At 53.8% G+C, this 25,093-nt stretch carries 22 protein-coding genes and 1 pseudogene; 14 read left to right on the forward strand and 9 right to left on the reverse strand.

Features of this window, described 5'->3' with window-relative positions:
• Nucleotides 1–5: 5 nt before the first annotated feature.
• The 9 genes from kdsC (at nucleotide 6) to npr (ending at nucleotide 5,933) form a co-directional block, all read left to right on the forward strand.
• Complete coding sequence (gene kdsC / locus SK32_RS17450; protein WP_005121322.1) at nucleotides 6–572, forward strand: 3-deoxy-manno-octulosonate-8-phosphatase KdsC; 567 nt, start codon at nucleotides 6–8, stop codon at nucleotides 570–572.
• The gene (gene lptC / locus SK32_RS17455) at nucleotides 569–1,144 is read left to right on the forward strand and encodes an LPS export ABC transporter periplasmic protein LptC (protein WP_048213423.1); all 576 of its coding nucleotides are present in this window, start codon (nucleotides 569–571) and stop codon (nucleotides 1,142–1,144) included. The genes kdsC and lptC overlap by 4 nt, the downstream gene beginning before the upstream one ends.
• Nucleotides 1,113–1,667: a lipopolysaccharide ABC transporter substrate-binding protein LptA gene (gene lptA, locus SK32_RS17460; RefSeq protein ID WP_048213424.1), complete on the forward strand. Its 555-nt coding sequence runs from the start codon at nucleotides 1,113–1,115 to the stop codon at nucleotides 1,665–1,667. Before lptC ends, lptA begins: the two co-directional genes overlap by 32 nt.
• 6 nt (nucleotides 1,668–1,673) lie before the next feature.
• Nucleotides 1,674–2,399, forward strand: coding sequence for an LPS export ABC transporter ATP-binding protein (gene lptB, locus SK32_RS17465; RefSeq protein WP_048213425.1), 726 nt, complete (start codon nucleotides 1,674–1,676; stop codon nucleotides 2,397–2,399).
• A 46-nt stretch (nucleotides 2,400–2,445) separates the two neighbouring features.
• Nucleotides 2,446–3,879 carry an RNA polymerase factor sigma-54 gene (rpoN, locus tag SK32_RS17470; RefSeq protein ID WP_048213426.1) on the forward strand — a complete coding sequence of 478 codons (1,434 nt, stop codon included), beginning with the start codon at nucleotides 2,446–2,448 and terminating at the stop codon, nucleotides 3,877–3,879.
• Between the two features lie 22 nt (nucleotides 3,880–3,901).
• On the forward strand, nucleotides 3,902–4,189 hold the full coding sequence (gene hpf / locus SK32_RS17475) for a ribosome hibernation promoting factor (RefSeq protein ID WP_005121327.1): 288 nt from the start codon (nucleotides 3,902–3,904) through the stop codon (nucleotides 4,187–4,189).
• Between the two features lie 83 nt (nucleotides 4,190–4,272).
• Nucleotides 4,273–4,764 (forward strand): PTS IIA-like nitrogen regulatory protein PtsN, encoded by a 492-nt coding sequence (ptsN, locus tag SK32_RS17480; RefSeq protein ID WP_048213427.1) that lies wholly within the window; start codon nucleotides 4,273–4,275, stop codon nucleotides 4,762–4,764.
• 45 nt (nucleotides 4,765–4,809) lie between these two features.
• The gene (gene rapZ, locus SK32_RS17485) at nucleotides 4,810–5,664 is read left to right on the forward strand and encodes an RNase adapter RapZ (protein ID WP_048213428.1); all 855 of its coding nucleotides are present in this window, start codon (nucleotides 4,810–4,812) and stop codon (nucleotides 5,662–5,664) included.
• A complete protein-coding gene (npr, locus tag SK32_RS17490; RefSeq protein WP_003828770.1) occupies nucleotides 5,661–5,933 on the forward strand; it encodes a PTS phosphocarrier protein NPr in 273 nt (90 codons plus the stop codon). The genes rapZ and npr overlap by 4 nt, the downstream gene beginning before the upstream one ends.
• A gap of 11 nt (nucleotides 5,934–5,944) precedes the next feature.
• On the opposite strand, the gene mtgA is transcribed toward npr, so the two are convergent.
• The 4 genes from mtgA to SK32_RS17510 all read right to left on the reverse strand — a co-directional run bounded on the left by mtgA (nucleotide 5,945) and on the right by SK32_RS17510 (nucleotide 11,007).
• On the reverse strand, nucleotides 5,945–6,664 hold the full coding sequence (gene mtgA / locus SK32_RS17495) for a monofunctional biosynthetic peptidoglycan transglycosylase (RefSeq protein ID WP_048213429.1): 720 nt from the start codon (nucleotides 6,662–6,664) through the stop codon (nucleotides 5,945–5,947).
• A complete protein-coding gene (gene elbB, locus SK32_RS17500) occupies nucleotides 6,661–7,314 on the reverse strand; it encodes an isoprenoid biosynthesis glyoxalase ElbB (protein ID WP_048213430.1) in 654 nt (217 codons plus the stop codon). The genes mtgA and elbB overlap by 4 nt, the downstream gene beginning before the upstream one ends.
• 229 nt (nucleotides 7,315–7,543) lie before the next feature.
• On the reverse strand, nucleotides 7,544–9,880 hold the full coding sequence (gene arcB, locus SK32_RS17505; protein WP_048213431.1) for an aerobic respiration two-component sensor histidine kinase ArcB: 2,337 nt from the start codon (nucleotides 9,878–9,880) through the stop codon (nucleotides 7,544–7,546).
• 197 nt (nucleotides 9,881–10,077) lie between these two features.
• Nucleotides 10,078–11,007, reverse strand: a complete 930-nt coding sequence (locus SK32_RS17510) for a tRNA modification radical SAM protein MnmL/YtqA (RefSeq protein ID WP_101741917.1) — start codon at nucleotides 11,005–11,007, stop codon at nucleotides 10,078–10,080.
• A gap of 685 nt (nucleotides 11,008–11,692) precedes the next feature.
• On the opposite strand from SK32_RS17510, the gene gltB reads away from it, so the two are divergent.
• The 5 genes and pseudogenes from gltB (at nucleotide 11,693) to SK32_RS17530 (ending at nucleotide 20,457) form a co-directional block, all read left to right on the forward strand.
• Nucleotides 11,693–16,153 (forward strand): glutamate synthase large subunit, encoded by a 4,461-nt coding sequence (gene gltB, locus SK32_RS17515; RefSeq protein ID WP_137378882.1) that lies wholly within the window; start codon nucleotides 11,693–11,695, stop codon nucleotides 16,151–16,153.
• A gap of 12 nt (nucleotides 16,154–16,165) precedes the next feature.
• Complete coding sequence (locus SK32_RS17520; RefSeq protein ID WP_048213434.1) at nucleotides 16,166–17,584, forward strand: glutamate synthase small subunit; 1,419 nt, start codon at nucleotides 16,166–16,168, stop codon at nucleotides 17,582–17,584.
• A 95-nt stretch (nucleotides 17,585–17,679) separates the two neighbouring features.
• Nucleotides 17,680–17,814 (forward strand): annotated as a pseudogene (locus tag SK32_RS26755) (DUF1016 domain-containing protein); the annotation flags it as partial.
• Between the two features lie 122 nt (nucleotides 17,815–17,936).
• Nucleotides 17,937–19,187, forward strand: coding sequence for a cytosine permease (gene codB, locus SK32_RS17525; protein WP_048213435.1), 1,251 nt, complete (start codon nucleotides 17,937–17,939; stop codon nucleotides 19,185–19,187).
• Nucleotides 19,177–20,457, forward strand: a complete 1,281-nt coding sequence (locus SK32_RS17530) for a cytosine deaminase (protein WP_048213436.1) — start codon at nucleotides 19,177–19,179, stop codon at nucleotides 20,455–20,457. Before codB ends, SK32_RS17530 begins: the two co-directional genes overlap by 11 nt.
• 52 nt (nucleotides 20,458–20,509) lie before the next feature.
• Here SK32_RS17530 and nanQ read toward each other — a convergent pair whose 3' ends face one another.
• The 5 genes from nanQ to nanA form a co-directional block, all read right to left on the reverse strand.
• The gene (gene nanQ, locus SK32_RS17535) at nucleotides 20,510–20,977 is read right to left on the reverse strand and encodes an N-acetylneuraminate anomerase (protein WP_048213508.1); all 468 of its coding nucleotides are present in this window, start codon (nucleotides 20,975–20,977) and stop codon (nucleotides 20,510–20,512) included.
• Between the two features lie 5 nt (nucleotides 20,978–20,982).
• A complete protein-coding gene (gene nanK / locus SK32_RS17540; RefSeq protein WP_048213437.1) occupies nucleotides 20,983–21,852 on the reverse strand; it encodes an N-acetylmannosamine kinase in 870 nt (289 codons plus the stop codon).
• Nucleotides 21,849–22,538: an N-acetylmannosamine-6-phosphate 2-epimerase gene (locus SK32_RS17545; protein ID WP_048213438.1), complete on the reverse strand. Its 690-nt coding sequence runs from the start codon at nucleotides 22,536–22,538 to the stop codon at nucleotides 21,849–21,851. The genes nanK and SK32_RS17545 overlap by 4 nt, the downstream gene beginning before the upstream one ends.
• Nucleotides 22,539–22,585: 47 nt before the next feature.
• Nucleotides 22,586–24,076 (reverse strand): sialic acid transporter NanT, encoded by a 1,491-nt coding sequence (gene nanT, locus SK32_RS17550; RefSeq protein WP_048213439.1) that lies wholly within the window; start codon nucleotides 24,074–24,076, stop codon nucleotides 22,586–22,588.
• A 110-nt stretch (nucleotides 24,077–24,186) separates the two neighbouring features.
• The gene (gene nanA / locus SK32_RS17555) at nucleotides 24,187–25,080 is read right to left on the reverse strand and encodes an N-acetylneuraminate lyase (protein ID WP_048213440.1); all 894 of its coding nucleotides are present in this window, start codon (nucleotides 25,078–25,080) and stop codon (nucleotides 24,187–24,189) included.
• Nucleotides 25,081–25,093: the final 13 nt, after the last annotated feature.

The raw sequence follows: 25,093 nt of genomic DNA on the forward strand, positions 1-25,093 counted from the left end.
AGAAAATGAGTAAAGCAGGTGCGTCGCTTGCGACCTGTTATGGACCCGTCAGCACTGACGTCATCACCAGAGCAGAAAACATCCGTCTGCTGATCCTTGATGTGGATGGCGTACTGTCTGATGGTCTGATTTATATGGGCAACAACGGTGAAGAGCTGAAGGCGTTTAACGTCCGCGATGGCTACGGAATTCGCTGCGCGCTCACTTCCGGCATTGAGGTTGCCATTATTACCGGACGAAAGGCTAAACTTGTAGAAGATCGCTGTGCCACATTAGGGATCACACATCTGTATCAGGGGCAGTCGGACAAACTGGTTGCCTTTGGCGATCTGCTTAGCAAACTGGCGATCGCGCCTGAGAATGTGGCGTATGTTGGCGATGATCTGATCGACTGGCCGGTGATGGCAAAAGTGGGATTAAGCGTAGCGGTAGCGGATGCTCATCCGTTGCTGATCCCGCGGGCCGATTACGTCACCCGTATCGACGGGGGACGCGGCGCAGTGCGCGAAGTCTGCGACTTATTACTGCTGGCGCAGGGCAAACTGGATGAGGCCAAAGGGCAATCGATATGAGCAAAACCAGACGTTGGGTTATCATTCTACTGTCGCTGGCTGTCCTTGTGATGATTGGTATTAACCTGGCAGACAAAGACGACACCGCTCAGGTTGTCGTTAATAACAACGAGCCAACCTATAAGAGCGAGCATACCGACACCGTCGTGTACAGCCCTGAGGGCGCGCTGAGCTATCATTTGATCGCGCAACACGTTGAATATTATTCAGATCAAGCAGTTTCGTGGTTCACTCAACCGGTGTTAACCACGTTTGATAAGGACAAAGTACCGACCTGGTCAATCAAGGCCGATAAAGCCAAATTGACCAACGATCGGATGCTGTACCTGTATGGCCATGTTGAGGTTAACGCGCTGGTGCCTGACTCTCAACTACGCAGAATTACTACCGATAACGCGCAGATCAACCTTGTGACGCAAGATGTCACTTCCGATGATCTGGTCACGTTGTATGGAACAACATTTAACTCCAGCGGACTGAAGATGCGCGGCAACTTACGCAGCAAGAACGCCGAGCTGATTGAAAAGGTTAGAACCTCATATGAAATCCAAAACAAACAAACTCAGCCTTAATCTTGTGCTTGCCAGCTCACTTCTGGCCGCCAGCATTCCGGCATTCGCCGTCACTGGCGATACCGAGCAGCCGATCCACATTGAATCGGACCAGCAGTCTCTGGATATGCAGGGCAACGTGGTGACGTTTACCGGCAATGTCATCGTGACTCAGGGCACGATCAAAATTAATGCCGATAAGGTCGTCGTCACGCGTCCGGGCGGTGAAGACGGTAAAGAAGTGATTGACGGTTATGGCAATCCGGCGACCTTTTACCAGATGCAGGACAATGGTAAACCGGTTAAAGGCCGCGCCTCACAGATGCACTATGAGCTGGCAAAAGATTTCGTCGTCCTTACCGGTAAGGCTTATCTGGAACAACTCGATAGCAACATCACGGGCGATAAGATCACCTATCTGGTAAAAGAACAGAAAATGCAGGCCTTCAGTGAGAAAGGCAAACGCGTCACCACCGTTCTGGTTCCGTCGCAATTGCAGGACAAAAACAAGACCAAGGCTCCGGCAGAGAAAAAAGGTAACTGATTCGTTATGGCAACATTAACTGCAAAGAATCTTGCAAAAGCCTACAAAGGCCGTCGTGTGGTGGAAGATGTCAGCCTGACCGTCAACTCCGGGGAGATCGTCGGTCTGCTCGGCCCTAACGGTGCGGGCAAAACAACAACCTTTTACATGGTTGTCGGCATTGTCCCGCGCGATGCGGGCAACATTATCATTGATGACGAAGATATCAGTCTGTTACCCCTGCATGCGCGCGCGCGTCGCGGCATCGGCTACTTACCGCAGGAAGCCTCTATTTTTCGTCGCCTGAGCGTATTTGATAACCTGATGGCGGTACTGCAAATTCGTGACGATCTTTCCAGCGAGCAGCGTGAAGATCGCGCCAATGAGCTGATGGAAGAATTCCATATCGAACATCTGCGTGACAGCCTTGGACAGGCACTCTCCGGTGGGGAACGCCGCCGTGTGGAGATCGCCCGCGCACTGGCCGCTAATCCTAAATTTATCCTGTTGGATGAACCCTTTGCCGGTGTTGACCCAATTTCCGTCATTGATATCAAACGTATTATTGAACACCTGCGCGACAGCGGGCTTGGCGTGCTGATTACCGACCATAACGTGCGCGAAACGCTGGCTGTTTGTGAGCGCGCCTACATTGTGAGCCAGGGACACCTGATTGCACACGGTACGCCGACAGAAATCCTGCAGGACGAGCACGTTAAACGCGTATACCTTGGGGAAGACTTCAGACTCTGATAGGGTAGTAGACTTCACGTCACCGCAGGAGACAACAACTCTGAACATGAAGCAAGGTTTGCAACTCAGGCTTAGCCAACAACTGGCGATGACGCCTCAGCTACAACAGGCTATCCGTCTGTTGCAGTTGTCCACGCTGGAACTTCAGCAAGAACTTCAGCAAGCGCTGGAAAGTAACCCACTGCTCGAGCAAACCGATCTTCACGACGAAATTGATACCCAGGAAAAGCAGGATAGCGAATCCCTCGATACGGCTGACGCACTCGAACAAAAAGAGATGCCAGAAGAGCTGCCGCTGGATGCCAGTTGGGATGAGATTTACACCGCAGGGACGCCGTCTGGCACCAGCGGGGATTACATTGACGACGAACTGCCTGTGTATCAGGGTGAAACCACGCAATCGCTGCAAGATTACCTGATGTGGCAGGTGGAACTGACCCCATTCTCAGATACCGATCGTGCTATTGCCACGTCAATTGTGGATGCAGTCGACGAAACGGGCTATCTCACCGTCACGCTGGACGACATTCTCGACAGCATGGGCGATGACGACATCGGTATCGATGAAATCGAAGCCGTGCTTAAACGCGTTCAGCGTTTTGATCCCGTGGGCGTAGCGGCAAAAGATCTCCGCGACTGCTTACTGATCCAACTTTCACAGTTTGATAAAGTCACGCCGTGGCTGGAAGAAGCACGCCTGATCATCAGCGATCACCTTGATCTGCTCGCCAACCACGACTTCCGCACCCTGATGCGCGTAACCCGACTGAAAGAAGATGTGCTGAAAGAAGCCGTCAATCTTATCCAGTCGCTTGACCCAAGACCTGGACAATCTATCCAGACCGGTGAACCAGAGTACGTCATCCCGGATGTGCTGGTGCGTAAGCACAACGATCGCTGGGTAGTCGAACTCAACAGTGACAGCATTCCGCGTTTACAGATCAACCAACACTACGCCGCCCTGTGCAATAACGCGCGCAATGATGCTGACAGCCAGTTCATTCGTAGCAACCTTCAGGATGCAAAATGGCTGATTAAAAGTCTGGAAAGCCGCAATGACACGCTATTGCGCGTTAGCCGCTGTATCGTTGAGCAACAGCAAGCCTTCTTTGAGCAAGGCGAAGAGTATATGAAACCGATGGTTCTGGCCGATATCGCCCAGGCCGTCGAGATGCATGAATCGACCATTTCCCGAGTGACCACGCAAAAGTATCTGCACAGTCCGCGCGGCATTTTTGAATTGAAGTATTTCTTCTCCAGTCACGTTAACACTGAAGGTGGAGGCGAAGCCTCTTCTACAGCTATCCGCGCATTGGTGAAGAAATTAATTGCTGCGGAAAACCCCGCGAAACCGCTGAGTGACAGCAAGTTAACCTCTATGCTGTCAGAACAAGGTATCATGGTGGCACGCCGCACCGTTGCGAAGTACCGAGAGTCTTTATCCATTCCGCCGTCTAACCAGCGCAAACAGCTGGTTTGACCCAACCGATAAGGAAGACACTATGCAGCTCAACATCACTGGAAATAACGTCGAAATCACTGAGGCCCTGCGCGACTTTGTCACCACAAAGTTCGCCAAGCTTGAGCAATATTTCGACCGGATTAATCAGGTCTATATTGTGTTGAAAGTGGAGAAGGTCACACACATCTCGGATGCAACACTGCATGTGAACGGTGGCGAAATTCATGCCAGCGCGGAAGGTCAGGATATGTACGCCGCCATTGACGGTTTAATTGATAAACTGGCTCGGCAGTTAACAAAACATAAAGATAAACTGAAACAGCACTAACTTGTCCGGGCAGTTAGCGGGTGCAGGACGGCCTGTTGTGCAGCACAACGGGCCATTTGTACAGTTAGCGCTTAGGTGAAATTATGACAAATAACGATACGACTCTACAACTGAGCAATGTTCTTAACCAGGAATGTACGCGCGCGGCCGTTCACTGCCAAAGCAAGAAACGCGCACTGGAAATCATCAGTGAACTGGCGGCCAAACAACTCAGCTTGCCTCCTCAGGTGGTATTTGAAGCCATTCTGACGCGCGAAAAAATGGGCAGTACCGGTATTGGCAATGGTATTGCCATTCCGCATGGAAAGCTGGAAGAAGACACCCTGCGTGCAGTTGGTGTATTTGTTCAACTTGAAACGCCAATCGCGTTCGATGCCATTGATAATCAACCCGTCGATCTGCTTTTCGCCCTGCTGGTCCCGGCGGACCAAACCAAGACGCATTTGCATACGTTGTCACTGGTTGCCAAACGCCTGGCAGATAAAACCATCTGTCGTCGCCTGCGCGCCGCACAGAGTGACCAGGAGTTGTATCAAATCATCACTGACACCGAAGGTGGACAGGATGAAGCATAACAACCCAATGGCATCCTTTTCTGTCGTTGTGAGGAGAAACAGTACATGGTACTGATGATCGTCAGCGGTCGTTCTGGGTCAGGTAAGTCTGTCGCCCTGCGTGCGCTGGAAGATATGGGTTTTTACTGCGTGGATAACCTTCCCGTCGTGTTGTTGCCCGAACTGGCTCGAACCCTCGCCGATCGCCAGATATCTGCGGCTGTCAGCATTGATGTGCGCAATATGCCCGAATCCCCGGAGATTTTTGAGCAGGCCATGAGTAACCTGCCTGAAGGCTTCTCACCGCAACTGCTGTTTCTTGATGCCGACCGTAACACGCTGATTCGCCGCTACAGCGATACGCGCCGTTTACACCCGCTGTCCAGCAAGAACTTGTCTCTGGAAAGCGCTATCGATAAAGAAAGCGATTTACTGGAGCCGTTGCGTTCACGCGCTGACCTGATCGTAGACACCTCTGAGATGTCCGTGCACGAACTGGCGGAAATGTTACGTACCCGACTGCTGGGCAAACGTGAACGTGAATTAACGATGGTATTTGAGTCCTTTGGCTTTAAACACGGAATCCCTATTGATGCGGATTACGTCTTTGATGTCCGTTTCCTGCCTAACCCGCACTGGGATCCAAAGCTACGTCCGATGACCGGTCTGGACAGGCCCGTCGCGGCCTTCCTCGATAGACACACAGAAGTACACAATTTTATCTACCAGACTCGCAGCTATCTTGAGCTATGGTTACCCATGCTGGAGACCAACAACCGCAGCTACCTCACTGTAGCCATCGGCTGTACCGGCGGGAAACACCGTTCGGTGTATATTGCAGAGCAACTGGCAGACTACTTCCGCTCACGCGGTAAAAACGTGCAGTCACGCCATCGTACGTTGGAAAAACGCAAATCATGACCGTGAAGCAAACTGTTGAAATCACGAATAAGCTGGGCATGCATGCCCGGCCGGCAATGAAACTGTTTGAGCTAATGCAGGGTTTTGAAGCAGAAGTTCTGCTGCGTAATGATGAAGGGACGGAAGCCGAGGCAAACAGTGTTATCGCTCTGCTGATGCTGGATTCCGCCAAAGGACGCCAGATAGAAGTTGAAGCCACGGGTCCGCAGGAGGTTGAGGCTCTGGCAGCCGTGATTGCGCTGTTTAATTCGGGGTTTGATGAAGATTAGGGCAGCATCGACTAATACAGCTTATTTTCACGCATAAACGACTCGCCGCCCAGCTGGCGCATTTGGCGCATGATCCACGCCTGACGACTGCGTACATAGCCGGAAGGTGCACTCGCCTTAAAACGTAACGGATTGGGCAGCACCGCCGCCAGCAATGCCGCTTCAGACGGGCTAAGACGGCTGGCGGGTTTATGGAAATAGCGCTGTGATGCAGCCTCTACACCGAATACTCCATCGCCAAACTCCGCAATATTCAAATAAACCGTCAGGATTCGTTTCTTGCTCCAGACGGTTTCTATCCCCAGCGTTAACCCGGCCTCGAGCCCTTTGCGCACCCAGCTACGCCCATCCCACAAAAAGAGGTTTTTTGCCGTTTGTTGCGATAACGTCGAAGCGCCCCGAATACGGTTTTCATTACGTTCGTTATGCGCCAGCGCTTTCTCTATCGCTGAGACATCAAATCCCCAGTGATCGGGAAATTTCTGGTCCTCAGCGGCAATGACCGCCAGCCCCATCCACGGTGATATCTCATCCATACTGACCCAGTCAGAATGCGCCACATAGCCGAAATTACCCTGTATCCAGGCACCAAGCTGCCGCTCAATCATGACCGCTGAGAAAGGAACGGGCATCACGCTGAAGAGCGCTATACCCCCGCCCCAAAACACGGCGAGGACAATAACCGCCCGCAGAAGCAGACGTCGCAGAAAGGCGGTAGCCCCTTTTCTCATTCAGCCAGTACCAGAACACGCGAGACCAGTTTGTCGATCCCACTCGCCGCCTGAGCGATATCCTGCGCCAGCATGTAAGCAGGCGTGGTGACAACTTTATTATCTTCATCAACCACAATGTCATCGACCGGGCAAGGCACATGTTCAGCGCCCATCTCTTCCAGTACTTCCGCTGTATCGATGTCAGTGCCAATGGTCAGACGCAGCGGGAAGTCAAAAATCTTAGGTAACATAGCAGGAGCAATACACATGAATCCAAGAGGTTTACCGGCCTGATGCAGCGCCTTCGCCAGAGCAGCTAAGTCGCTATCAATCCGACACTCACTGCCCTGGCTGGCAAAATTGCTCAGATTTTTTGCTGCGCCAAACCCGCCAGGCACAATTAGCGCATCCAGCTCCGTTGCGACCGCCTGGGCCAGGGGACGAATATCACCACGCGTAATACGCGCAGCTTCAATCAGGACATTGCGCGTTTCCGGCATCGGCTCGCCCGTCAGATGATTAATCACATCCGCCTGCTGTTTATCTGGGGCAAAGCAGATAGCTTGAGCGCCATTGCGGGCAATAGCCAGCAGCGTGAGTACGGCTTCGTGAATTTCTGCACCGTCATACACGCCACATCCGCTGAGCACTACGCCAACTTTTTTCATCGTGATACTCCTTTCGCAACTGACTGAAGCATATTAATAATTCTGATTAGAATGCCACGCTTCACACATTTAACTGATTCATGTAACAAATTATTTAAGATTTGCTATCTTAACTGCGTGCGGCCTGAAAATTAGGGCTGCGCCCTTGTAAACAATGATAATAATTTACGGCGCAGCCACGATTTCCCTGGTGTTGGCGCAGTATTCGCGCACCCCGGTCAAGCCGGGGTCATTTTTTTTCCACGCTCGCAACCCAGGCTCTTAACACCGCCACGTCGTGCTGCCACTCCTGCTTCATCTCTTCAATCCATTCAGCCACGTTATCTTCCCAAGCAGGAAGGTCGGGTGATTGAATTTGCTGACCCAACTGTTGCAGGTGGCGCAGCCCCACTGAACCTGCTGCGCCTTTAATTTTATGACCTTCCTCAACCACGCCTTTTTTATCACGGGCAGTCAGATTAGACTCCAGCACACTCAAATATCCTGGCATCATTTTCTCAAACACCGCCAGACCGTCGGTGATCAGCTTCGGCCCGACCAGTTCGAGGTATTGTTCCAACATGGGAATATCTAACAGCGCTTGCGATTTACTGCTTTCTTCAGACGTCACAGTGCTCTCCTCTTCGTTTCGGGTATCCCAGTATTTTTTGATCATGGCGGTTAACGCCGGAACTGACAGCGGCTTACTCAGCACGTCGTCCATTCCTGCATCCAGATATTCTTTTTTATCTTTCAGTACGTTGGCGGTGAGAGCCACCAGCGGCGGCAGATCTTCACGGGCGTATTTTTGCGTCAGTTCGCGTGAGATATCCAGACCGGTCATATCCGGTAGCTGAATATCCAGCAGCACCAGGTCATATTCACCCGGTTTGAACATGTCCAGCGCGGCTTTCCCGGTCATGGCGACATCCACGCTGTTGCCCAGCTTTTCCAGCACCGAACGCGCAACAATAACGTTCAGTTCAATGTCTTCCACCAGCAGCACATTCAGGGCTGGTAACGGCATTTCATCGTCTTCAAAAGCATCTTCAATTTCTTCTGCCACGGCAGGAGCATGCACGGTTAGCGTAAAGATGGAGCCTTTTCCGGCCTGGCTGGAAACCGTAATATCACCGCCCATGTTTTTCGCCAGACGCTTCGAGACGGCCAGTCCAATCCCGGTTCCCGTTGCCGGTTTACCACCATGGCTGTCCTTCACCTGATAGTACATGGCGAAAATTTTATCCTGCTCATCCTGTGGAATACCGATCCCGGAATCCTCCACCTCAAAATGCAGTATGTCTCCCTCGTCATAGCGCGCCCGTACGGTCACCTGCCCCTGCTGAGTAAACTTCACGGCGTTGCTGATCAGATTCCACAGAATCTGGCGCAAACGCGTTCCGTCGGTGATGACCTTATGTGGCAGCGGTAGCGTCGGCTCAAGCACAAAGCGCAATCCTTTTTGTTGCGCCTGCAGGCCGGAGAGGTTTTCCAGATCCGCCATAAAACTGGTGAAATCAACAGGCTGGTTATCGAGCTGGACTTTACGCCGCTCCATCTTATCCATGTCAATAATATCGTTGAAAATATTCCCCAGCGTCACGGCGGAAACATGGATAGTTTTGAGATATTTTTCCTGCTCAGCGGTTAAATCTGTATCCAACAGGATCCGGCTTAAGCCGACAATGCCGTTAAGCGGAGTGCGCAGCTCGTGGCTGATGGTGGAAATGAAAGTGGTCTTATCACGGCTGGCGCGCTCAAGCGCGTCCTGATAACGCTTCCGCTCGGTAATATCGCGCCCAAAGCCCATCAGGCCATGTCGCTTACCTACGCGGTCATAGTAAGGCACTTTACGAATTTCAAAGCAGGCTTTGCGCCCATCCGGGTAGTCCAGCCACTGTTCATAGGTGAGCGAGACGTTATGACGGAATACCTTCTCGTCGGTTTCAATCACCTTTTCAGCCGCCTCTGGCGAATACACATCAGCCGGCTTTAGATTCACCAGTTGCTTTTCGCTCTTACCGGTCAGCAGCTCCATAGCACGGTTACAGCCGGAAAATTCTTTATCTTCATTGCGATAAAAAACCAGGTCCGGTGAAGCATCAAGGAAAGAACGTAAAAATGAAGATTGTTGCTCGAGCTGGATCTGCGCTTCTTCGCGCTCTTTGATTTCAACCTTCAGTTGTTCGAACGTTTCCTGGCGCTCCGCTTCGGCTTTTTCGCGCTCGACAATTTCCTGGTTGAGCTGGGCAATATTATCTTTCAACTGCACATTGAGCTTGAGATCGCGCTCGCGCATCTCTTCCAGCTTTTGTACCAGTCGTGACAAGCGTTGCCGGGACTCTTCCAGTTGCTCCACCACCACAGAAAGGAAGTAGACGGCCCAGGGGGTAATTAACAGGCCAAAAAAGATAGAACGGATGACATCAATGCTTTCTACCTGGCCATGCAGCACCATGGTGACAGCCATCTGCACCACAATTGCCAACACAACCAAAGCCAGCGCCAACAGCAGCGAAAAGCGCACCAGACCTAACTTCATCATCAGGTCGACATAGTATTGCGCCAGCATACGAATTTGCTTCATAGAGGGTTCCTTCACGACAACTTGGCACAATAATACTCAATTCTCAGCGTGACGTTGAAGATTGTGCAAGAAATGCGGGGGTTATCGGTGAAATGACTGGGTAGGCGGTAGGCCGGATAAGGCATAGCCGCCATCCGGCAATGTGCGCCGGGCCACCTGATGGCGCGCAGCTTTCAGGCCTACATGACTACGGAGGGTTAGATCCCCGGCTGCACCCACGGCGTACCCAGCGCCGAGCCTTGCACGCCGTGCTCATTAAGATACTTATCCAGTTCAACCATCCCGGTCCAGCGGTTTTCACACCATAGCGGTGCCAGCAGCGTTGGGCGACGCGCGCTGGCAGAAATGCGATGATAAATCACCTCTGGCGGCGTATGGCGGATCATCTCCCCGGCGGTAACCGTATAATCGTCCAGTTCAATTCCATTCAGCCGCCCGGCTTCCCAGGCTTTCGCCATCGTACTGCCTTTCACAATATGCAGCGGATGCAGCTTAATACCGTCGACACCCGTCTCCACCACACGTTCCATGGTTTGCAGACATTCTGCCTGCCCTTCTCCCGGCAAACCGACAATCAGGTGCGAACACACTTTCAGCCCGCGTTCACGCGCCAGTTGGGTCGTTCGCTGATAACAGGCAAAATCATGCCCACGATTAATGCGATGCAGCGTCTTGTCATGGGCCGTTTGCAAGCCCAGTTCCAGCCACACTTCGTAGCCCTGATCCTTGTACTCGCATAGCAGATCGAGCACGGCACCCGGCACACAGTCAGGGCGCGTGCCAACGCATAACCCGACGATGCTGGCCTGACTAACCGCCTGTTGGTACATCGAACGCAGCACCTGTACTTCCGCAAAGGTGCTGGTATAAGCCTGAAAATAGGCCAGATAGCGCTTCGCGCGATTCACTAATTGCGCCTGATGCTCAAGCTGTTCAGCGATAGAATGATGCTGCTGCGCTTCGTCAGCAAAGGAGGCGACATTACAGAAGGTACATCCGCCACGTCCGATGGTACCATCGCGATTTGGGCAGCTAAAGCCGCCGTGCAGCGTGAGCTTATGAACCTTTTGCCCATAACGGCGAGAAAGATCCCCACCAAACATATTGACTAATTTCTGTAACTGCATAATCTGGTAGACCGCGCCTTGAAAAGAGGCCAAAGCCTGCCATTTTTTGCCCCAGTCGGCGATGACCTGGATCAATCGCCCTGGCGAGCCTTTATTTATTGCATAACAAATCAAAATAATTGAAATTTCATTCACTCTAAATCTAATTACTTTTCCTTATATTCAGCGGTTTTTTTTATCTTCTTATACTCTCAGCGCAAAAACAGTATCTTTAAGACGCCGGAACTCTAAAAACCAGCATAAAATGCCAGTTATCTCGATAAATAAAGGGAGGACGAGGGATATCAGGCCTTTCTGACAGTGAGACAGATCACACTTCCAGGGGTATACCCTCAGGTTAAATCAATGTAAAAAATCCTTTTATTTCAACATTTTCATAAAGTTAATCGCCCTATAGCACATTTTTGCATAAATAAGATTGCCATTTGACCTGTGTGTGGATTCCCGATAACTTGGAAATCCGCTGGAAGCTTTCTGGATGAGCAGTCTGCTCATCATATTTATGCAGTAATTGAGATTCCCTCTGAAGCAAGTCCTCAAACTTGTTTGACCTATGCGAAAAGGATAAAGAGGGCGAATGCGAGGTGAGCGTATGAAACGCAAACCCCGTCGCCATGCTCTTGGTGTGCCCGTGCGCAAACGGTATCGGAGAGGTGTCCCGCAGAGCCTGGGGAGGTTCACTGATATGTTGTACGATAAATCCCTTGAGAAGGATAACTGTGGTTTCGGCCTGATCGCCCACATAGAAGGCGAACCTAGCCACAAGGTAGTGCGTACCGCCATACACGCACTGGCACGTATGCAGCACCGTGGCGCAATTCTTGCCGATGGCAAAACCGGCGATGGTTGCGGCTTGCTGTTACAAAAACCTGACCGCTTTTTCCGCATTGTTGCGCAAGAGCGCGGCTGGCGTTTAGCTAAAAACTACGCCGTCGGCATGATCTTTTTAAATAAAGACCCTGAACTGGCGGCAGCATCTCGTCGCATTGTTGAAGAAGAATTACAGCAGGAGACCCTGTCGATCGTAGGCTGGCGCGACGTGCCAACCAACGAAGGTGTTCTCGGTGAAATAGCCCTTTCCTCCCTGCCTCGTATCGAGCAAATTTTTGTTAACGCCCCTGCGGGCTGGCGTCCGCGTGATATGGAGCGTCGCCTGTTCATCGCGCGTCGTCGTATCGAAAAACGCCTCCTGCAAGACAAAGACTTCTACGTCTGTAGCTTGTCGAATCTGGTCAATATCTATAAAGGTCTGTGTATGCCGGCAGATCTGCCGCGCTTCTACCTGGACCTGGCAGACCTGCGTCTGGAATCGGCCATCTGCCTGTTCCACCAGCGCTTCTCCACCAACACCGTGCCGCGCTGGCCGCTGGCGCAGCCGTTCCGCTATCTGGCGCACAACGGTGAAATCAACACCATCACGGGCAACCGCCAGTGGGCGCGCGCCCGTACCTATAAGTTCCAGACCCCGCTGATCCCGGATCTGCACGACGCCGCGCCATTTGTTAACGAAACCGGCTCAGACTCCAGTTCGATGGATAACATGCTGGAACTGCTGCTGGCAGGCGGGATGGACATCATCCGTGCCATGCGCTTACTGGTTCCACCGGCATGGCAGAACAATCCGGATATGGACCCGGAGCTGCGCGCGTTCTTTGACTTTAACTCCATGCACATGGAACCGTGGGACGGCCCGGCGGGCATCGTGATGTCCGACGGTCGCTTCGCCGCCTGTAACCTCGACCGTAACGGCCTGCGTCCGGCACGCTACGTCATCACCAAAGACAAGCTGATTACCTGCGCCTCTGAAGTCGGGATCTGGGATTATCAGCCGGATGAAGTGGTAGAGAAAGGCCGCGTCGGCCCTGGCGAGCTGATGGTTATCGATACCCGCAGCGGGCGCATTCTGCACTCGGCCGAAACCGATGATGACCTGAAAAGCCGTCACCCGTACAAAGAGTGGATGGAGAAAAACGTCCGCCGTCTGGTGCCGTTCGAAGACCTGGCTGACGATCAGGTCGGCAGCCGTGAACTGGACGATGACACCCTCGCCAGCTACCAAAAACAATTTAACTACAGCGCTGAAGAGCTGGATTCCGTGATCCGCGTGCTCGGCGAAAATGGCCAGGAAGCGGTCGGTTCAATGGGTGATGATACCCCGTTTGCCGTGCTCTCCAGCCAGCCGCGCATCATCTATGACTACTTCCGCCAGCAGTTCGCGCAGGTCACCAACCCGCCGATCGACCCGCTGCGTGAAGCGCACGTCATGTCGCTGGCCACCAGCATCGGTCGTGAGATGAACGTCTTCTGCGAAGCGGAAGGTCAGGCACACCGCCTGAGCTTTAAATCGCCGATCCTGCTGTACTCCGATTTCACCCAGCTCACCACCATGAAAGAGGAGCATTATCGCGCTGACCGCCTGGATATCACCTTCGACGCGACCGAAACTACGCTCGAAGAGACCGTCAAAGCATTGTGCGATAAGGCGGAACAGATGGTGCGCAACGGCACGGTACTGCTGGTACTCTCTGATCGCAACATCGCCAAAAACCGTCTGCCGGTTCCGGCGCCGATGGCCGTGGGCGCAGTGCAAACGCGTCTGGTAGAACAAAGCCTGCGCTGCGACGCCAACATCATCGTTGAAACCGCCAGTGCCCGCGATCCGCACCATTTTGCCGTCCTGCTCGGCTTTGGCGCGACGGCCATTTATCCGTATCTCGCGTATGAAACATTGGGACGTCTGATCGACACCCAGGCGATTGCCAAAGATTACCGCACCGTGATGCTGAACTACCGTAACGGCATCAACAAAGGCCTGTACAAAATCATGTCCAAAATGGGCATCTCGACCATTGCCTCTTACCGCTGCTCGAAGCTGTTTGAAGCCGTTGGTCTGCACGATGATGTCGTGGCGTTGTGCTTCCAGGGCGTGGTTAGCCGCATCAGCGGCGCAGGATTTACCGACTTCCAGCAGGATCTGCTGAACCTCTCCAAACATGCATGGCTGGCGCGTAAGCCCATCAGCCAGGGCGGTCTGCTGAAGTACGTCCATGGCGGCGAATACCACGCCTACAACCCGGACGTGGTGCGCACGCTACAACAGGCGGTGCAAAGCGGCGAGTACAGCGACTATCAGGAATACGCCAAGCTGGTCAACGAGCGCCCGGCAGCCACGCTGCGCGATCTGCTGGCGATTATGCCTGGTGATGAAGCCGTCAGCATTGACGAGGTAGAACCCGCAACCGAACTGTTTAAACGTTTTGATACTGCGGCCATGTCTATCGGCGCATTAAGCCCGGAAGCACACGAAGCGCTGGCCGAAGCGATGAACAGCATCGGCGGTAACTCGAACTCCGGCGAAGGCGGCGAAGACCCGGCGCGCTACGGCACCAACAAAGTGTCGCGGATTAAGCAGGTGGCTTCTGGTCGCTTTGGCGTAACCCCGGCGTATCTGGTGAACGCCGACGTGATTCAGATTAAAGTCGCTCAGGGTGCGAAGCCGGGTGAAGGCGGCCAGTTACCGGGCGACAAAGTCACTCCGTACATCGCCAAACTGCGCTATTCGGTACCGGGCGTGACGCTGATCTCCCCGCCGCCGCACCACGATATCTACTCTATCGAGGATTTAGCGCAGCTGATTTTCGACCTCAAACAGGTCAACCCGAAGGCGATGATCTCGGTGAAACTGGTTTCCGAACCGGGAGTCGGCACGATCGCCACCGGCGTGGCGAAAGCCTATGCGGATCTGATCACCATCGCCGGCTACGACGGCGGCACCGGTGCAAGTCCGCTCTCCTCCGTGAAATATGCGGGCTGCCCGTGGGAACTCGGCCTGGTGGAAACCCAGCAGGCGCTGGTGGCTAACGGTCTGCGTCACAAAATTCGTCTGCAGGTCGATGGCGGTTTGAAAACTGGCGTCGATATCATTAAAGCAGCGATTCTGGGTGCAGAGAGCTTCGGTTTCGGTACCGGCCCAATGGTCGCGCTGGGCTGTAAATATCTGCGTATTTGCCACCTGAACAACTGCGCAACCGGTGTTGCAACTCAGGATGAGAAACTGCGTAAGAACCACTATCACGGCCTGCCGTTCAAAGTGACCAACTACTTTGAATTTATCGCTCGTGAAGTTCGCGAGCTGATGGCACAGCTGGGCGTTACCCGCCTGGTGGATCTGATTGGTCGCACCGACCTGCTCAAAGAGCTGGAAGGGTTTACCGCCAAGCAGCAAAAGCTGGAGCTGTCTCGTCTGCTGGAAACCGCCGAACCGCATCCTGGTAAAGCGCTGCATTGCACCGAGAACAACCCGCCGTTTGATAATGGCGTGCTGAACGCCCAGCTGTTGCAGCAGGCGAAGCCGTTCGTCGACGAGCGCCAGAGCAAAACCTTCTGGTTCGATATCCGCAACACTGACCGTTCCGTCGGCGCATCGCTGTCGGGCTATATCGCTCAGACGCATGGCGATCAGGGGCTGGCTTCTGACCCGATTAAAGCGCATTTCAGCGGTACCGCAGGCCAGAGTTTTGGCGTGTGGAACGCGGGCGGCGTGGAGCTGTATCTGACCGGCGATGCCAACGACTATGTCGGTAAAGGCATGGCGGGCGGTCTGCTGGCGGTACGTCCTCCGGTTGGCTCAGCTTTCCGTAGCCATGAGGCGAGCATCATCGGTAACACCTGCCTGTATGGCGCCACCGGTGGTCGCCTGTTTGCTGCGGGTCGTGCGGGTGAGCGCTTTGCGGTGCGTAACTCCGGCGCAATCACCGTGGTTGAAGGAATTGGCGACAACGGCTGTGAATACATGACCGGCGGCATCGTCTGTATTCTCGGCAAAACCGGCGTTAACTTCGGTGCGGGCATGACCGGCGGATTCGCCTACGTGCTCGACGAAGACGGTGAATTCCGCAAACGCGTGAACCCGGAACTGGTCGAAGTGCTGAGCGTGGACTCTTTGGCTATCCACGAAGAGCACCTGCGCGGTCTGATTACCGAGCACGTACAGCATACCGGATCTTCACACGGCGAAGAGATCCTGGCGAACTGGCCAGCATTCTCGGCGAAATTCGCGCTGGTAAAACCAAAGTCCAGTGATGTGAAAGCACTGTTGGGTCACCGTAGTCGTAGCGCAGCAGAGCTGCGTGTGCAGGCGCAGTAAGGGGTAGCAGCAATGAGTCAGAACGTATACCAATTTATCGACCTGCAGCGTGTTGATCCGCCGAAGAAGCCGCTGAAGATCCGTAAGATCGAGTTTATCGAAATTTACGAGCCGTTTTCCGAAGGTCAGGCCAAAGCACAGGCAGATCGCTGCCTGTCCTGCGGTAACCCGTACTGCGAGTGGAAGTGCCCGGTGCATAACTACATCCCGAACTGGCTGAAGTTGGCGAATGAGGGACGTATTTTTGAAGCGGCAGAGCTTTCGCACCAGACCAACACCCTGCCGGAAGTCTGTGGCCGTGTATGCCCGCAGGACAGGCTGTGTGAAGGATCCTGTACGCTGAACGATGAGTTTGGCGCGGTAACTATCGGCAACATCGAGCGCTATATCAACGATAAAGCATTCGAGATGGGCTGGCGTCCGGATATGACCGGCGTTCGCCAGACGGACAAGCGCGTGGCGATTATCGGCGCGGGTCCGGCGGGCCTGGCCTGTGCTGATGTGCTGACCCGTAACGGCGTAAAGGCGGTGGTATTTGACCGTCACCCGGAAATCGGCGGCTTGCTGACCTTCGGTATCCCAGCCTTCAAGCTGGAAAAAGAGGTCATGACCCGTCGCCGTGAAATCTTCACCGGCATGGGCATTGAGTTCAAACTCAACGTGGAAGTGGGCCGTGACGTACAGCTCGACGACCTGCTGAAAGATTACGACGCCGTGTTCCTTGGCGTAGGAACCTATCAGTCAATGCGCGGCGGGCTGGAAAACGAAGACGCTGAGGGCGTGTTTGATGCCCTGCCGTTCCTGATTGCTAATACCAAGCAATTGATGGGTTTTGGCGAAAGCAGCGACGAGCCATACATCAGCATGGAAGGCAAACGCGTCGTCGTGCTCGGCGGTGGCGATACCGCGATGGACTGCGTGCGCACTTCGGTTCGCCAGAATGCTGCACACGTCATTTGCGCCTATCGTCGCGACGAAGAGAACATGCCGGGTTCGAAACGCGAAGTGAAAAACGCGCGTGAAGAAGGCGTCGAGTTCCAGTTCAACGTCCAGCCTTTAGGTGTGGAAGTGAATGCCAACGGGAAAGTGTGCGGCGTGAAAATGGCGCGCACTGAAATGGGCGAACCGGATGCTAAGGGACGTCGCCGTGCGGAGATCGTCGCGGGTTCCGAGCACGTTGTTCCGGCTGATGCGGTGGTCCTGGCGTTTGGTTTCCGCCCGCACAGCATGGAATGGTTGAAAGAGCACAGCGTCGAACTGGATTCACAGGGCCGCATCATTGCCCCGGAACGTAGCGACAACGCTTTCCAGACCAGCAACCCGAAAATCTTCGCCGGTGGCGACATCGTGCGCGGTTCGGATCTGGTGGTCACCGCGATTGCCGAAGGTCGTAAAGCGGCAGACGGGATCCTAAATTACCTGGAAGTGTAATACTTCTGGCTCCCCTGACGCTGATGGATGGGGAGCCAATATTCCTCCACTAAATACATGCGGAATCATTTTTCGAAAGCCGCTCACAAATACAGCTGTATATTCAGTACATTGAAATTCCGCAGACAGTGTCTGCAGAATCTTACCATTTGGCGTAACTGACTTAATCTTTTCCACTACCCTGGTCGGCGTTTGTCCGCTTCTTATCGGTTAAAAATGTCGAGCCCAAAAATCAACGTAATCATCAACACCATAAATAATAACCATGTAAAGATTATACGTAATCGTTTGCTTTATTCTGAGAACTGTATATGATGCGGCGGATTTTTTGGGCAAAATTCAAGGAGGCGTTGTGTCGCAGGACAACAATTATAGCCAGGGCCCCGTCCCTCTGGCAGCGCGGAAAGGCGTGATACCACTGACGTTTGTGATGTTGGGGTTAACATTCTTTTCAGCCAGTATGTGGACCGGAGGCACACTCGGTACCGGTCTTTCCTATAATGATTTCTTCCTGGCAGTTCTCTTCGGTAATCTTCTCCTCGGTATTTACACTGCATTTCTCGGTTATATTGGCGCAAAAACAGGTCTCTCTACCCACCTCCTCGCACGTTACTCATTTGGCATAAAAGGTTCATGGCTTCCCTCAATGCTACTAGGCGGCACACAGGTGGGCTGGTTTGGCGTCGGCGTGGCAATGTTCGCCATCCCGGTGGGTAAAGCGACGGGAATTGACGTCAACATCCTGATTGCAGTTTCCGGTCTGCTGATGACCATGACCATCTTCTTTGGTATCTCGGCACTCACCATTTTGTCCATCATCGCCGTCCCCGCCATCGTCGTTCTTGGCAGCTACTCCGTCTGGCTGGCGGTGAGTGATGTCGGCGGTTTAGACCATTTAAAAGCGATAGTGCCGCAGACACCGCTGAATTTTTCCACAGCACTGGCGCTGGTCGTCGGATCGTTTGTCAGCGCAGGAACATTAACCGCCGACTTCGTTCGCTTTGGTCGCAACGCCAAAGGCGCAGTGCTGATCGCCATGGTGGCGTTTTTCCTTGGCAACTCCTTGATGTTCATCTTCGGCGCGGCTGGTGCCGCCGCGGTAGGACAGGCGGATATCTCTGACGTGATGATTGCCCAGGGGCTGCTGCTGCCCGCGATCATCGTTCTCGGCCTGAATATCTGGACAACCAATGACAACGCGCTGTACGCCTCCGGTCTGGGATTTGCCAATATTACCGGCCTTTCCAGCCGTACGCTGTCGGTGGCTAACGGTATTATCGGCACATTGTGCGCGCTGTGGCTTTACAATAACTTTGTCGGCTGGCTGACCTTTCTGTCGGCAGCAATTCCCCCCATTGGCGGGGTGATCATCGCCGACTATCTGCTGAACCATCGCCGCTATGCCGACTTCAGCAAAGCGCAATTTATTTCCGTAAACTGGATAGCGATCCTGTCCGTTGCATTGGGCATCGCCGCCGGTCACTATATTCCCGGTATTGTGCCCGTCAACGCCGTACTTGGCGGCGTATTCAGCTATATCCTGCTGAACCCACTTTTCAATCGCAGCCTTGCTAAATCCCCGGAGGTCAGCCATGCAGAATAACACCATCACTCTAACTCAAACCCGTCTGCAGGGGCGTGAAGGATTGTGGCAAATCACGATTGAAAACGGGCGTTTTAGCCGTATTGATCCCCAGGAAACAGCATCTGCGCCACAGGGCAAGGTGCTTGATGCTGAAGGCGGGCTGGCCATTCCACCGTTCGTTGAGCCACATATCCATCTGGACACCACGCAAACTGCAGGGGAGCCCAGTTGGAACCAATCGGGTACGTTGTTTGAAGGTATTGAGCGCTGGGCCGAACGCAAGGCGATGCTCACCCACGAAGACGTGAAGACCCGCGCCATGCAGACTCTCAAGTGGCAGATGGCCAACGGCATCCAGTATGTCCGAACTCACGTAGACGTTTCCGATCCTACGCTGACGGCGCTGAAAGCCATGCTGGAAGTGAAGCAAGAAGTGGCACCGTGGGTGGAGCTGCAGATTGTGGCGTTCCCACAGGAAGGTATTCTTTCTTATCCCAACGGCGAAGCGCTGCTAGAAGAAGCTGTGCGTTTGGGTGCCGACGTCATTGGCGCAATTCCTCACTTTGAATTCACGCGTGAATATGGCGTCGAATCGCTGCACAAAACTTTCGCCCTGGCACAGAAGTATGACCGACTTATCGATGTGCACTGTGACGAGATTGATGATGAGCAATCGCGCTTTGTTGAAACCGTCGCGGCGCTGGCACATCGCGATGGCATGGGATCGCGCGTGACAGCCAGCCACACCACAGCGATGCATTCCTACAACGGCGCATATGCTTCCCGCCTTTTCCGTCTGTTAAAAATGTCAGGTATTAACTTCGTCGCGAATCCGCTAGTGAATATTCACCTGCAAGGACGTTTTGACACCTATCCTAAGCGCCGTGGCATCACCCGCGTCAAGGAGATGCTGGAAGCGGACATCAATGTTTGCTTTGGGCATGATGACGTCTTCGACCCGTGGTATCCGCTGGGCACCGCCAATATGCTGCAGGTACTGCATATGGGATTACATGTGTGTCAGCTGATGGGATACGGACAGATTAACGATGGGCTGAACCTGATCACTACCCACAGTGCGAAAACCCTGCACCTGCAGGATTATGGTCTGAACGTGGGGAACGCCGGAAATCTGGTAATTTTAGCGGCAGAAAATGGGTTTGATGCGGTTCGTCGCCAGACGCCTGCACGTTATTCCATTCGTCACGGGCGAGTCATTGCTGAAACGGTGCCAAGCCAGACCACGCTGCATCTGGCACAACCGGAAGCGGTGACGTTTAAGCGCTAGGTTGTTCTATCCAGTGTCGGATGGCACAAGCCTTGCCATCCGACACGGTCTGTCAGACGTGTAATAAGCTGGCGCGCACCTTAATCACCACCTTTTTAATGTCCATCGGGGCTTGCACCACACAGCCCGGTTTATGCGGCTCGCCCGGCATAAAAATCGCAAATCTTCCCGGCTTCAGTACGATCGCCTGCTCATCGGCAATCTCGCTGCACAGCTGATAGTCATCCTCAACATGCATCTCATCGCACTGGCGAGCAGAATCGGTCATCCCGAACAGAATGCGTTCTTCGCCGGACAACAGCACCTGAATATCAATGTACTGCTGATGCAGTTCCGCTTTCTTTTGCTCTGGGCTCTGCGTCGCAAACTGCATGACATTCATAAAAATAGTATCGCCTTGCAACGCGTAGCGCCCTGGTGTCTTCTCCTGAGGATTCGCCGCAATGGCAAGCGTTAATGCCTGCTGCAATACCGGATGCAATCCAGCAGAAAGCTGAGACTGTAAATCCCCTGACATCATCATCATCATTCTCCCTGGGCCAACAGCGCGGCCCCCAGTAGTCCAGCGTCATGACGGTAATGTGCCGCCAGTAATTTCACGTGATAAGTCGCGGGTTCCTGTGCCAGCCAGTCTTTCACCTGCGCCAGATAACCTTCAGCCAACCCGACGCTTCCGCCAATAACAACGCACTGGCAGTCGGTTGTCGCCTTCACATCGGCAATCAGACGTGCCAACGTGCATGCCGATCGCTGGATCAATTGACACGCCTGTTCATCCCCTTGTCTGGCCCGGCTAAAAATAGTTTTTGCATCACATCCAGCAAGTGAGCCTTCGGCTGCCGCTGCAATCCCACGGCCGGAAGCGATAGCCTCCACGCACCCCACTCGTCCACAACCACATTGCGGACCATACGGGTCCGCCAGTGTATGACCTACATGCCCCACCAGCCCCCCGGCTCCGGTTAACAACTTTCCGTTGCTAACCACGCCGCCACCAACACCGGTCGATACAGTAATAAACGCCATATCGTGGTATTTCCCGCCAAGTGCATGATATTCAGCCCACGCAGCGGCCTGTGCGTCATTCACCGCCAACGTCGGTAGACCGGTGAATGACTCCAGCGTTTGCACCAGCGGGAAATGCATCAATCCCCCCAGATTTAATGGATTCAGTGCCAGGAGCGCGCCCTCACGGATGATGCCGGTTGAGGCAATCGCCACGCGCTGAGCCTGTGCCAGCAACGGCTCAATCAGCGCTTCCAGAGCAGCTCGCAGCGCTTGTGGTGTTTTGCTGGCGGGTGTCGGAAGTTCGTGACGGTCACGCATTTGCAGGCGACCATCAACCAGTGCAGCGGCCAGTTTAGTACCACCGATATCAATCGCCAGGGTGGTCATAGCGCGGCCTTTTTCATCGCCGTGGTGTACCACTGGCAAATGTGTTCCAGTCGGGTAATAGCAGAACCCACTGTCACCGCCCAGGCCCCGTGGCGCATGGCTTCAGCTGCTTGTGCTGGCGTGTTATAACGTCCTTCGGCAATCACCCGACACCCGGCATCACGTAACGCTTTCACCAGCGCCAGATCAGGCTCATCTGGTGTTTCTGGTGTCGTATAACCCGACAGCGTCGTACCAATAATTTCCGCGCCGAGTTGCTGGCAGGCCAGGCCGTCTTCCAGCGACGAACAGTCGGCCATGGCCAGACAGTGATGTTGATGAATTCGTGCCAACAGTGCGGCGACGGGAACAGGACGCACGCGGTCTGTACCATCAATCGCTATAATGTCAGCTCCCGCCTGCGCCAACGCATCGACATCATCTAAAAATGCAGTGATGCGTACAGGGGAGTCAGCAAGATCGCGTTTCAGAATACCTATAATTGGCAGCGAAACGACCGCCCGGGTCGCCTGCAGGTTTTCCACGCCTTCAATACGCAGCGCCACCGCACCAGCCTGCTCGGCTGCCAGCGCCATGGCGGCGACAATTTCAGGTTTATCCAGCGGGCTGTCAGGAACGGGCTGGCAGGAGACAATCAGTCCGCCATCAGCGGCAATCTTTTTATCCAGTAGCTCAAGTAACGACATACATCTTCCCTTTCGAATCTTGCCCGGCTCAACGCCGGGCAAGCGGATTAACTTTTTGATTTCACCATGGTGCTTTTATCGCCGCCAAACGGCACGGCTCCACTAAACGGTTTACCATCAATGGCATCATGTGTACGTAGTGCTTCAGGCCGCAGCCAGCGCTGTACACGAGACGGCATATCAAGGCCAATCAACAGGATCACCACAAATGTCAGGCCGAAAGAGAGCGATCCCAGCGCTGTGCCCAGATCCAGACGTTGTGCAATCAGCGCCCCGATGATCGGTGCCAGTGCCCCACCAAGTGCCCCTACGTTGTAGGTGAACCCCAGGCCCGCGGCACGTTGGTCGGTATCGAAATAACCACCAATAAGTTTTGGTAAGATCCCGGAGATCCCCTGCCCAAGCATTTGCTGGAAAAACAGTAGCAAACCCAGAACCCAGACGTTGGCCCCGCCAATCGCAAACACAGGGATAATCAGCAACTGCGAGGCCAGCAGACTGCACACATAAGCCTTGCGGGTACCCAGCCAGTCGCCAAGGAAACCACCGACGCAGCAGCCAACCGCCGCACCAAAGCCACTAAAGAACAGGACCCTGGCAACCGTTGAAGGGTCATACATCAGTTCAGTTTTCAAATACGTTGGCAGCAGCGCCTGAATCGGCCACGAGTAGAGAAATGCGAACAGCACGACAACCATCAGCATCACACCCGTCGGCCAACGTTTACCGCTGCTTTGCACCATAAAGCTAATGAAAATAAACGCACATATCAGGCCGAGGACCGCCACGATAGCCGCATTTTGCAGGTCGCCAGCAAAGCAGAACCACAGCGCAGTCGCCGCAACGATGGTCATCAAAATATTGATTACCCGATGTTCACCCCGATAGAGAATGTCCACCATAGTGCGTACTGGCGCTTTACCTGCGTGTTTTTCTTTCCAGTCCTCTGCCTCCGGAATATTTTTACGCAGCCAGAGGGCAAAGATAATCGGCAGAATGCCGATGAAGAACAGCGCACGCCATCCCCAGACCGGAACCACCAGGCTATAAACCTGCGCAGCGATCACCGCGCCGACCGAGAAACCAGAAATCAGGAAGCCGCTGGCTTTATTTCGCAGGTGTTTAGGCCAGCTTTCAATAACGTAGGTGGCGCTGGAGCCGTACTCACCTGCCATTCCCATACCGATAACCAGGCGGGCGATAAACATGGTGGTGTAGCCTGGCGCGAAGCCACAGGCCAGCGTCCCCACTGAGAACAGAATGATGCTGGTGACCATCGCCAGGCGACGTCCGTAACGGTCACCCATCGCCCCCAGCATTAACCCGCCAAACCAGCGGGAGATAAAGGCGGCGGAGATCAAACTGGCCGCCTGCACCGTCGTCAGTCCGAATTCGCCTTGTACTTCCGTCAGTACAAGGGCGATTAATACAAAATCAAAACCATCAAGCAGATACCCCAGCCAGGCGGCGGAAAATGCCCGCCATTGTGCCCGATTGAGATGGCGATACCACGGGATGCTCTGGGTAGAAGTACTCATTTTACTCTCCCGACGATCTTTGTTGTTGAGCCGGATGGCGGCTTTGCCTTTTCCGGCCTACGGTCGAAAAATCCAGGCCGGGCAAGCGAAGCGCCCCCGGCGACCCGCGGTTACGATTTTTCCGCCAGCAGTTGGTTCGCCAGGGCTTTCAGTTCTGGCAAATATTGTTCATCTACGGGAGCGAACGGTTTACGGCACAGTGGTACAGAAACCACATCCATATAGTGCAGTACCGTTTTCAGACCGCGGAATACGCCAACCTTGATGAGCAGATCGATAACCTCATTGCACTCGGTTTGCAGCTTTTGTGCAGCCCGGATATCGCCTTCTTTGAGCGCTTTCACAATTCCCTGATAACGCCATCCCATGATGTTGTAAGTACTGCCAATCCCACCATCCGCACCGGCCAGCAACCCAGAAGCGAAGATCTCGTCATAGCCGTTGTAAAGCACCAGATCGGGGTGAGCGCGGCGGATCTGTTCCATTTGATAGAGATCGCCTGAGGTTTGCTTCAGCGCGCCAACGCCCGGCAACGTCACCAGCGTGTTGATCTGATCCAGCGTCAGTTTTACGCCGCTCAGTGCCGGGATGTTATAGACCACCATCGGTAAGCCATCGGCGGAATCAATAATTGCGCGGTAGTGATCGCAGTGCTCTTCAAAGCTGAACGGATAGTAAAACGGCGTAACGGCCGAAACCGCATCAAATCCGTAGCGATGCGCAGCGCTCGCCAGCTGCTGGCTCTCTTCAGTGCTCACCGTGCCAACGTGGGCAATTAAGGTCACTTTACCTTTCGCTTCTTCAGCAACAACTTCCAGCACCTGCTCTCTTTCAGCGCGGTTCTGGACAAAGGCCTCACCCGTTGAGCCACCGACATAGAGCCCATCAACGCCCTGCCCAATGTTGAAACGCACCAGACGGCGCAAGCTCTCGGTGTCCAGTTTCTGCTGGTTATCGAATGGAGTTAATAACGCTGGCATTACGCCTTTTAAATTTCTTGCCATAACGACCTCTGAA

This window comes from Citrobacter sp. MGH100 (genome assembly GCF_001034465.1).
Classification (GTDB): Bacteria; Pseudomonadota; Gammaproteobacteria; order Enterobacterales; family Enterobacteriaceae; genus Citrobacter; species Citrobacter youngae.

Coding starts and splice junctions, on each gene's coding strand:
- kdsC (WP_005121322.1), top strand. CDS start 6: ATGAGTAAAGCAGGTGCGTCGCTTGCGACCTGTTATGGACCCGTCAGC.
- lptC (WP_048213423.1), top strand. CDS start 569: ATGAGCAAAACCAGACGTTGGGTTATCATTCTACTGTCGCTGGCTGTC.
- lptA (WP_048213424.1), top strand. CDS start 1,113: ATGAAATCCAAAACAAACAAACTCAGCCTTAATCTTGTGCTTGCCAGC.
- lptB (WP_048213425.1), top strand. CDS start 1,674: ATGGCAACATTAACTGCAAAGAATCTTGCAAAAGCCTACAAAGGCCGT.
- rpoN (WP_048213426.1), top strand. CDS start 2,446: ATGAAGCAAGGTTTGCAACTCAGGCTTAGCCAACAACTGGCGATGACG.
- hpf (WP_005121327.1), top strand. CDS start 3,902: ATGCAGCTCAACATCACTGGAAATAACGTCGAAATCACTGAGGCCCTG.
- ptsN (WP_048213427.1), top strand. CDS start 4,273: ATGACAAATAACGATACGACTCTACAACTGAGCAATGTTCTTAACCAG.
- rapZ (WP_048213428.1), top strand. CDS start 4,810: ATGGTACTGATGATCGTCAGCGGTCGTTCTGGGTCAGGTAAGTCTGTC.
- npr (WP_003828770.1), top strand. CDS start 5,661: ATGACCGTGAAGCAAACTGTTGAAATCACGAATAAGCTGGGCATGCAT.
- mtgA (WP_048213429.1), bottom strand. CDS start 6,664: ATGAGAAAAGGGGCTACCGCCTTTCTGCGACGTCTGCTTCTGCGGGCG.
- elbB (WP_048213430.1), bottom strand. CDS start 7,314: ATGAAAAAAGTTGGCGTAGTGCTCAGCGGATGTGGCGTGTATGACGGT.
- arcB (WP_048213431.1), bottom strand. CDS start 9,880: ATGAAGCAAATTCGTATGCTGGCGCAATACTATGTCGACCTGATGATG.
- SK32_RS17510 (WP_101741917.1), bottom strand. CDS start 11,007: ATGCAGTTACAGAAATTAGTCAATATGTTTGGTGGGGATCTTTCTCGC.
- gltB (WP_137378882.1), top strand. CDS start 11,693: ATGTTGTACGATAAATCCCTTGAGAAGGATAACTGTGGTTTCGGCCTG.
- SK32_RS17520 (WP_048213434.1), top strand. CDS start 16,166: ATGAGTCAGAACGTATACCAATTTATCGACCTGCAGCGTGTTGATCCG.
- SK32_RS17530 (WP_048213436.1), top strand. CDS start 19,177: ATGCAGAATAACACCATCACTCTAACTCAAACCCGTCTGCAGGGGCGT.
- nanQ (WP_048213508.1), bottom strand. CDS start 20,977: ATGATGTCAGGGGATTTACAGTCTCAGCTTTCTGCTGGATTGCATCCG.
- nanK (WP_048213437.1), bottom strand. CDS start 21,852: ATGACCACCCTGGCGATTGATATCGGTGGTACTAAACTGGCCGCTGCA.
- SK32_RS17545 (WP_048213438.1), bottom strand. CDS start 22,538: ATGTCGTTACTTGAGCTACTGGATAAAAAGATTGCCGCTGATGGCGGA.
- nanT (WP_048213439.1), bottom strand. CDS start 24,076: ATGAGTACTTCTACCCAGAGCATCCCGTGGTATCGCCATCTCAATCGG.
- nanA (WP_048213440.1), bottom strand. CDS start 25,080: ATGGCAAGAAATTTAAAAGGCGTAATGCCAGCGTTATTAACTCCATTC.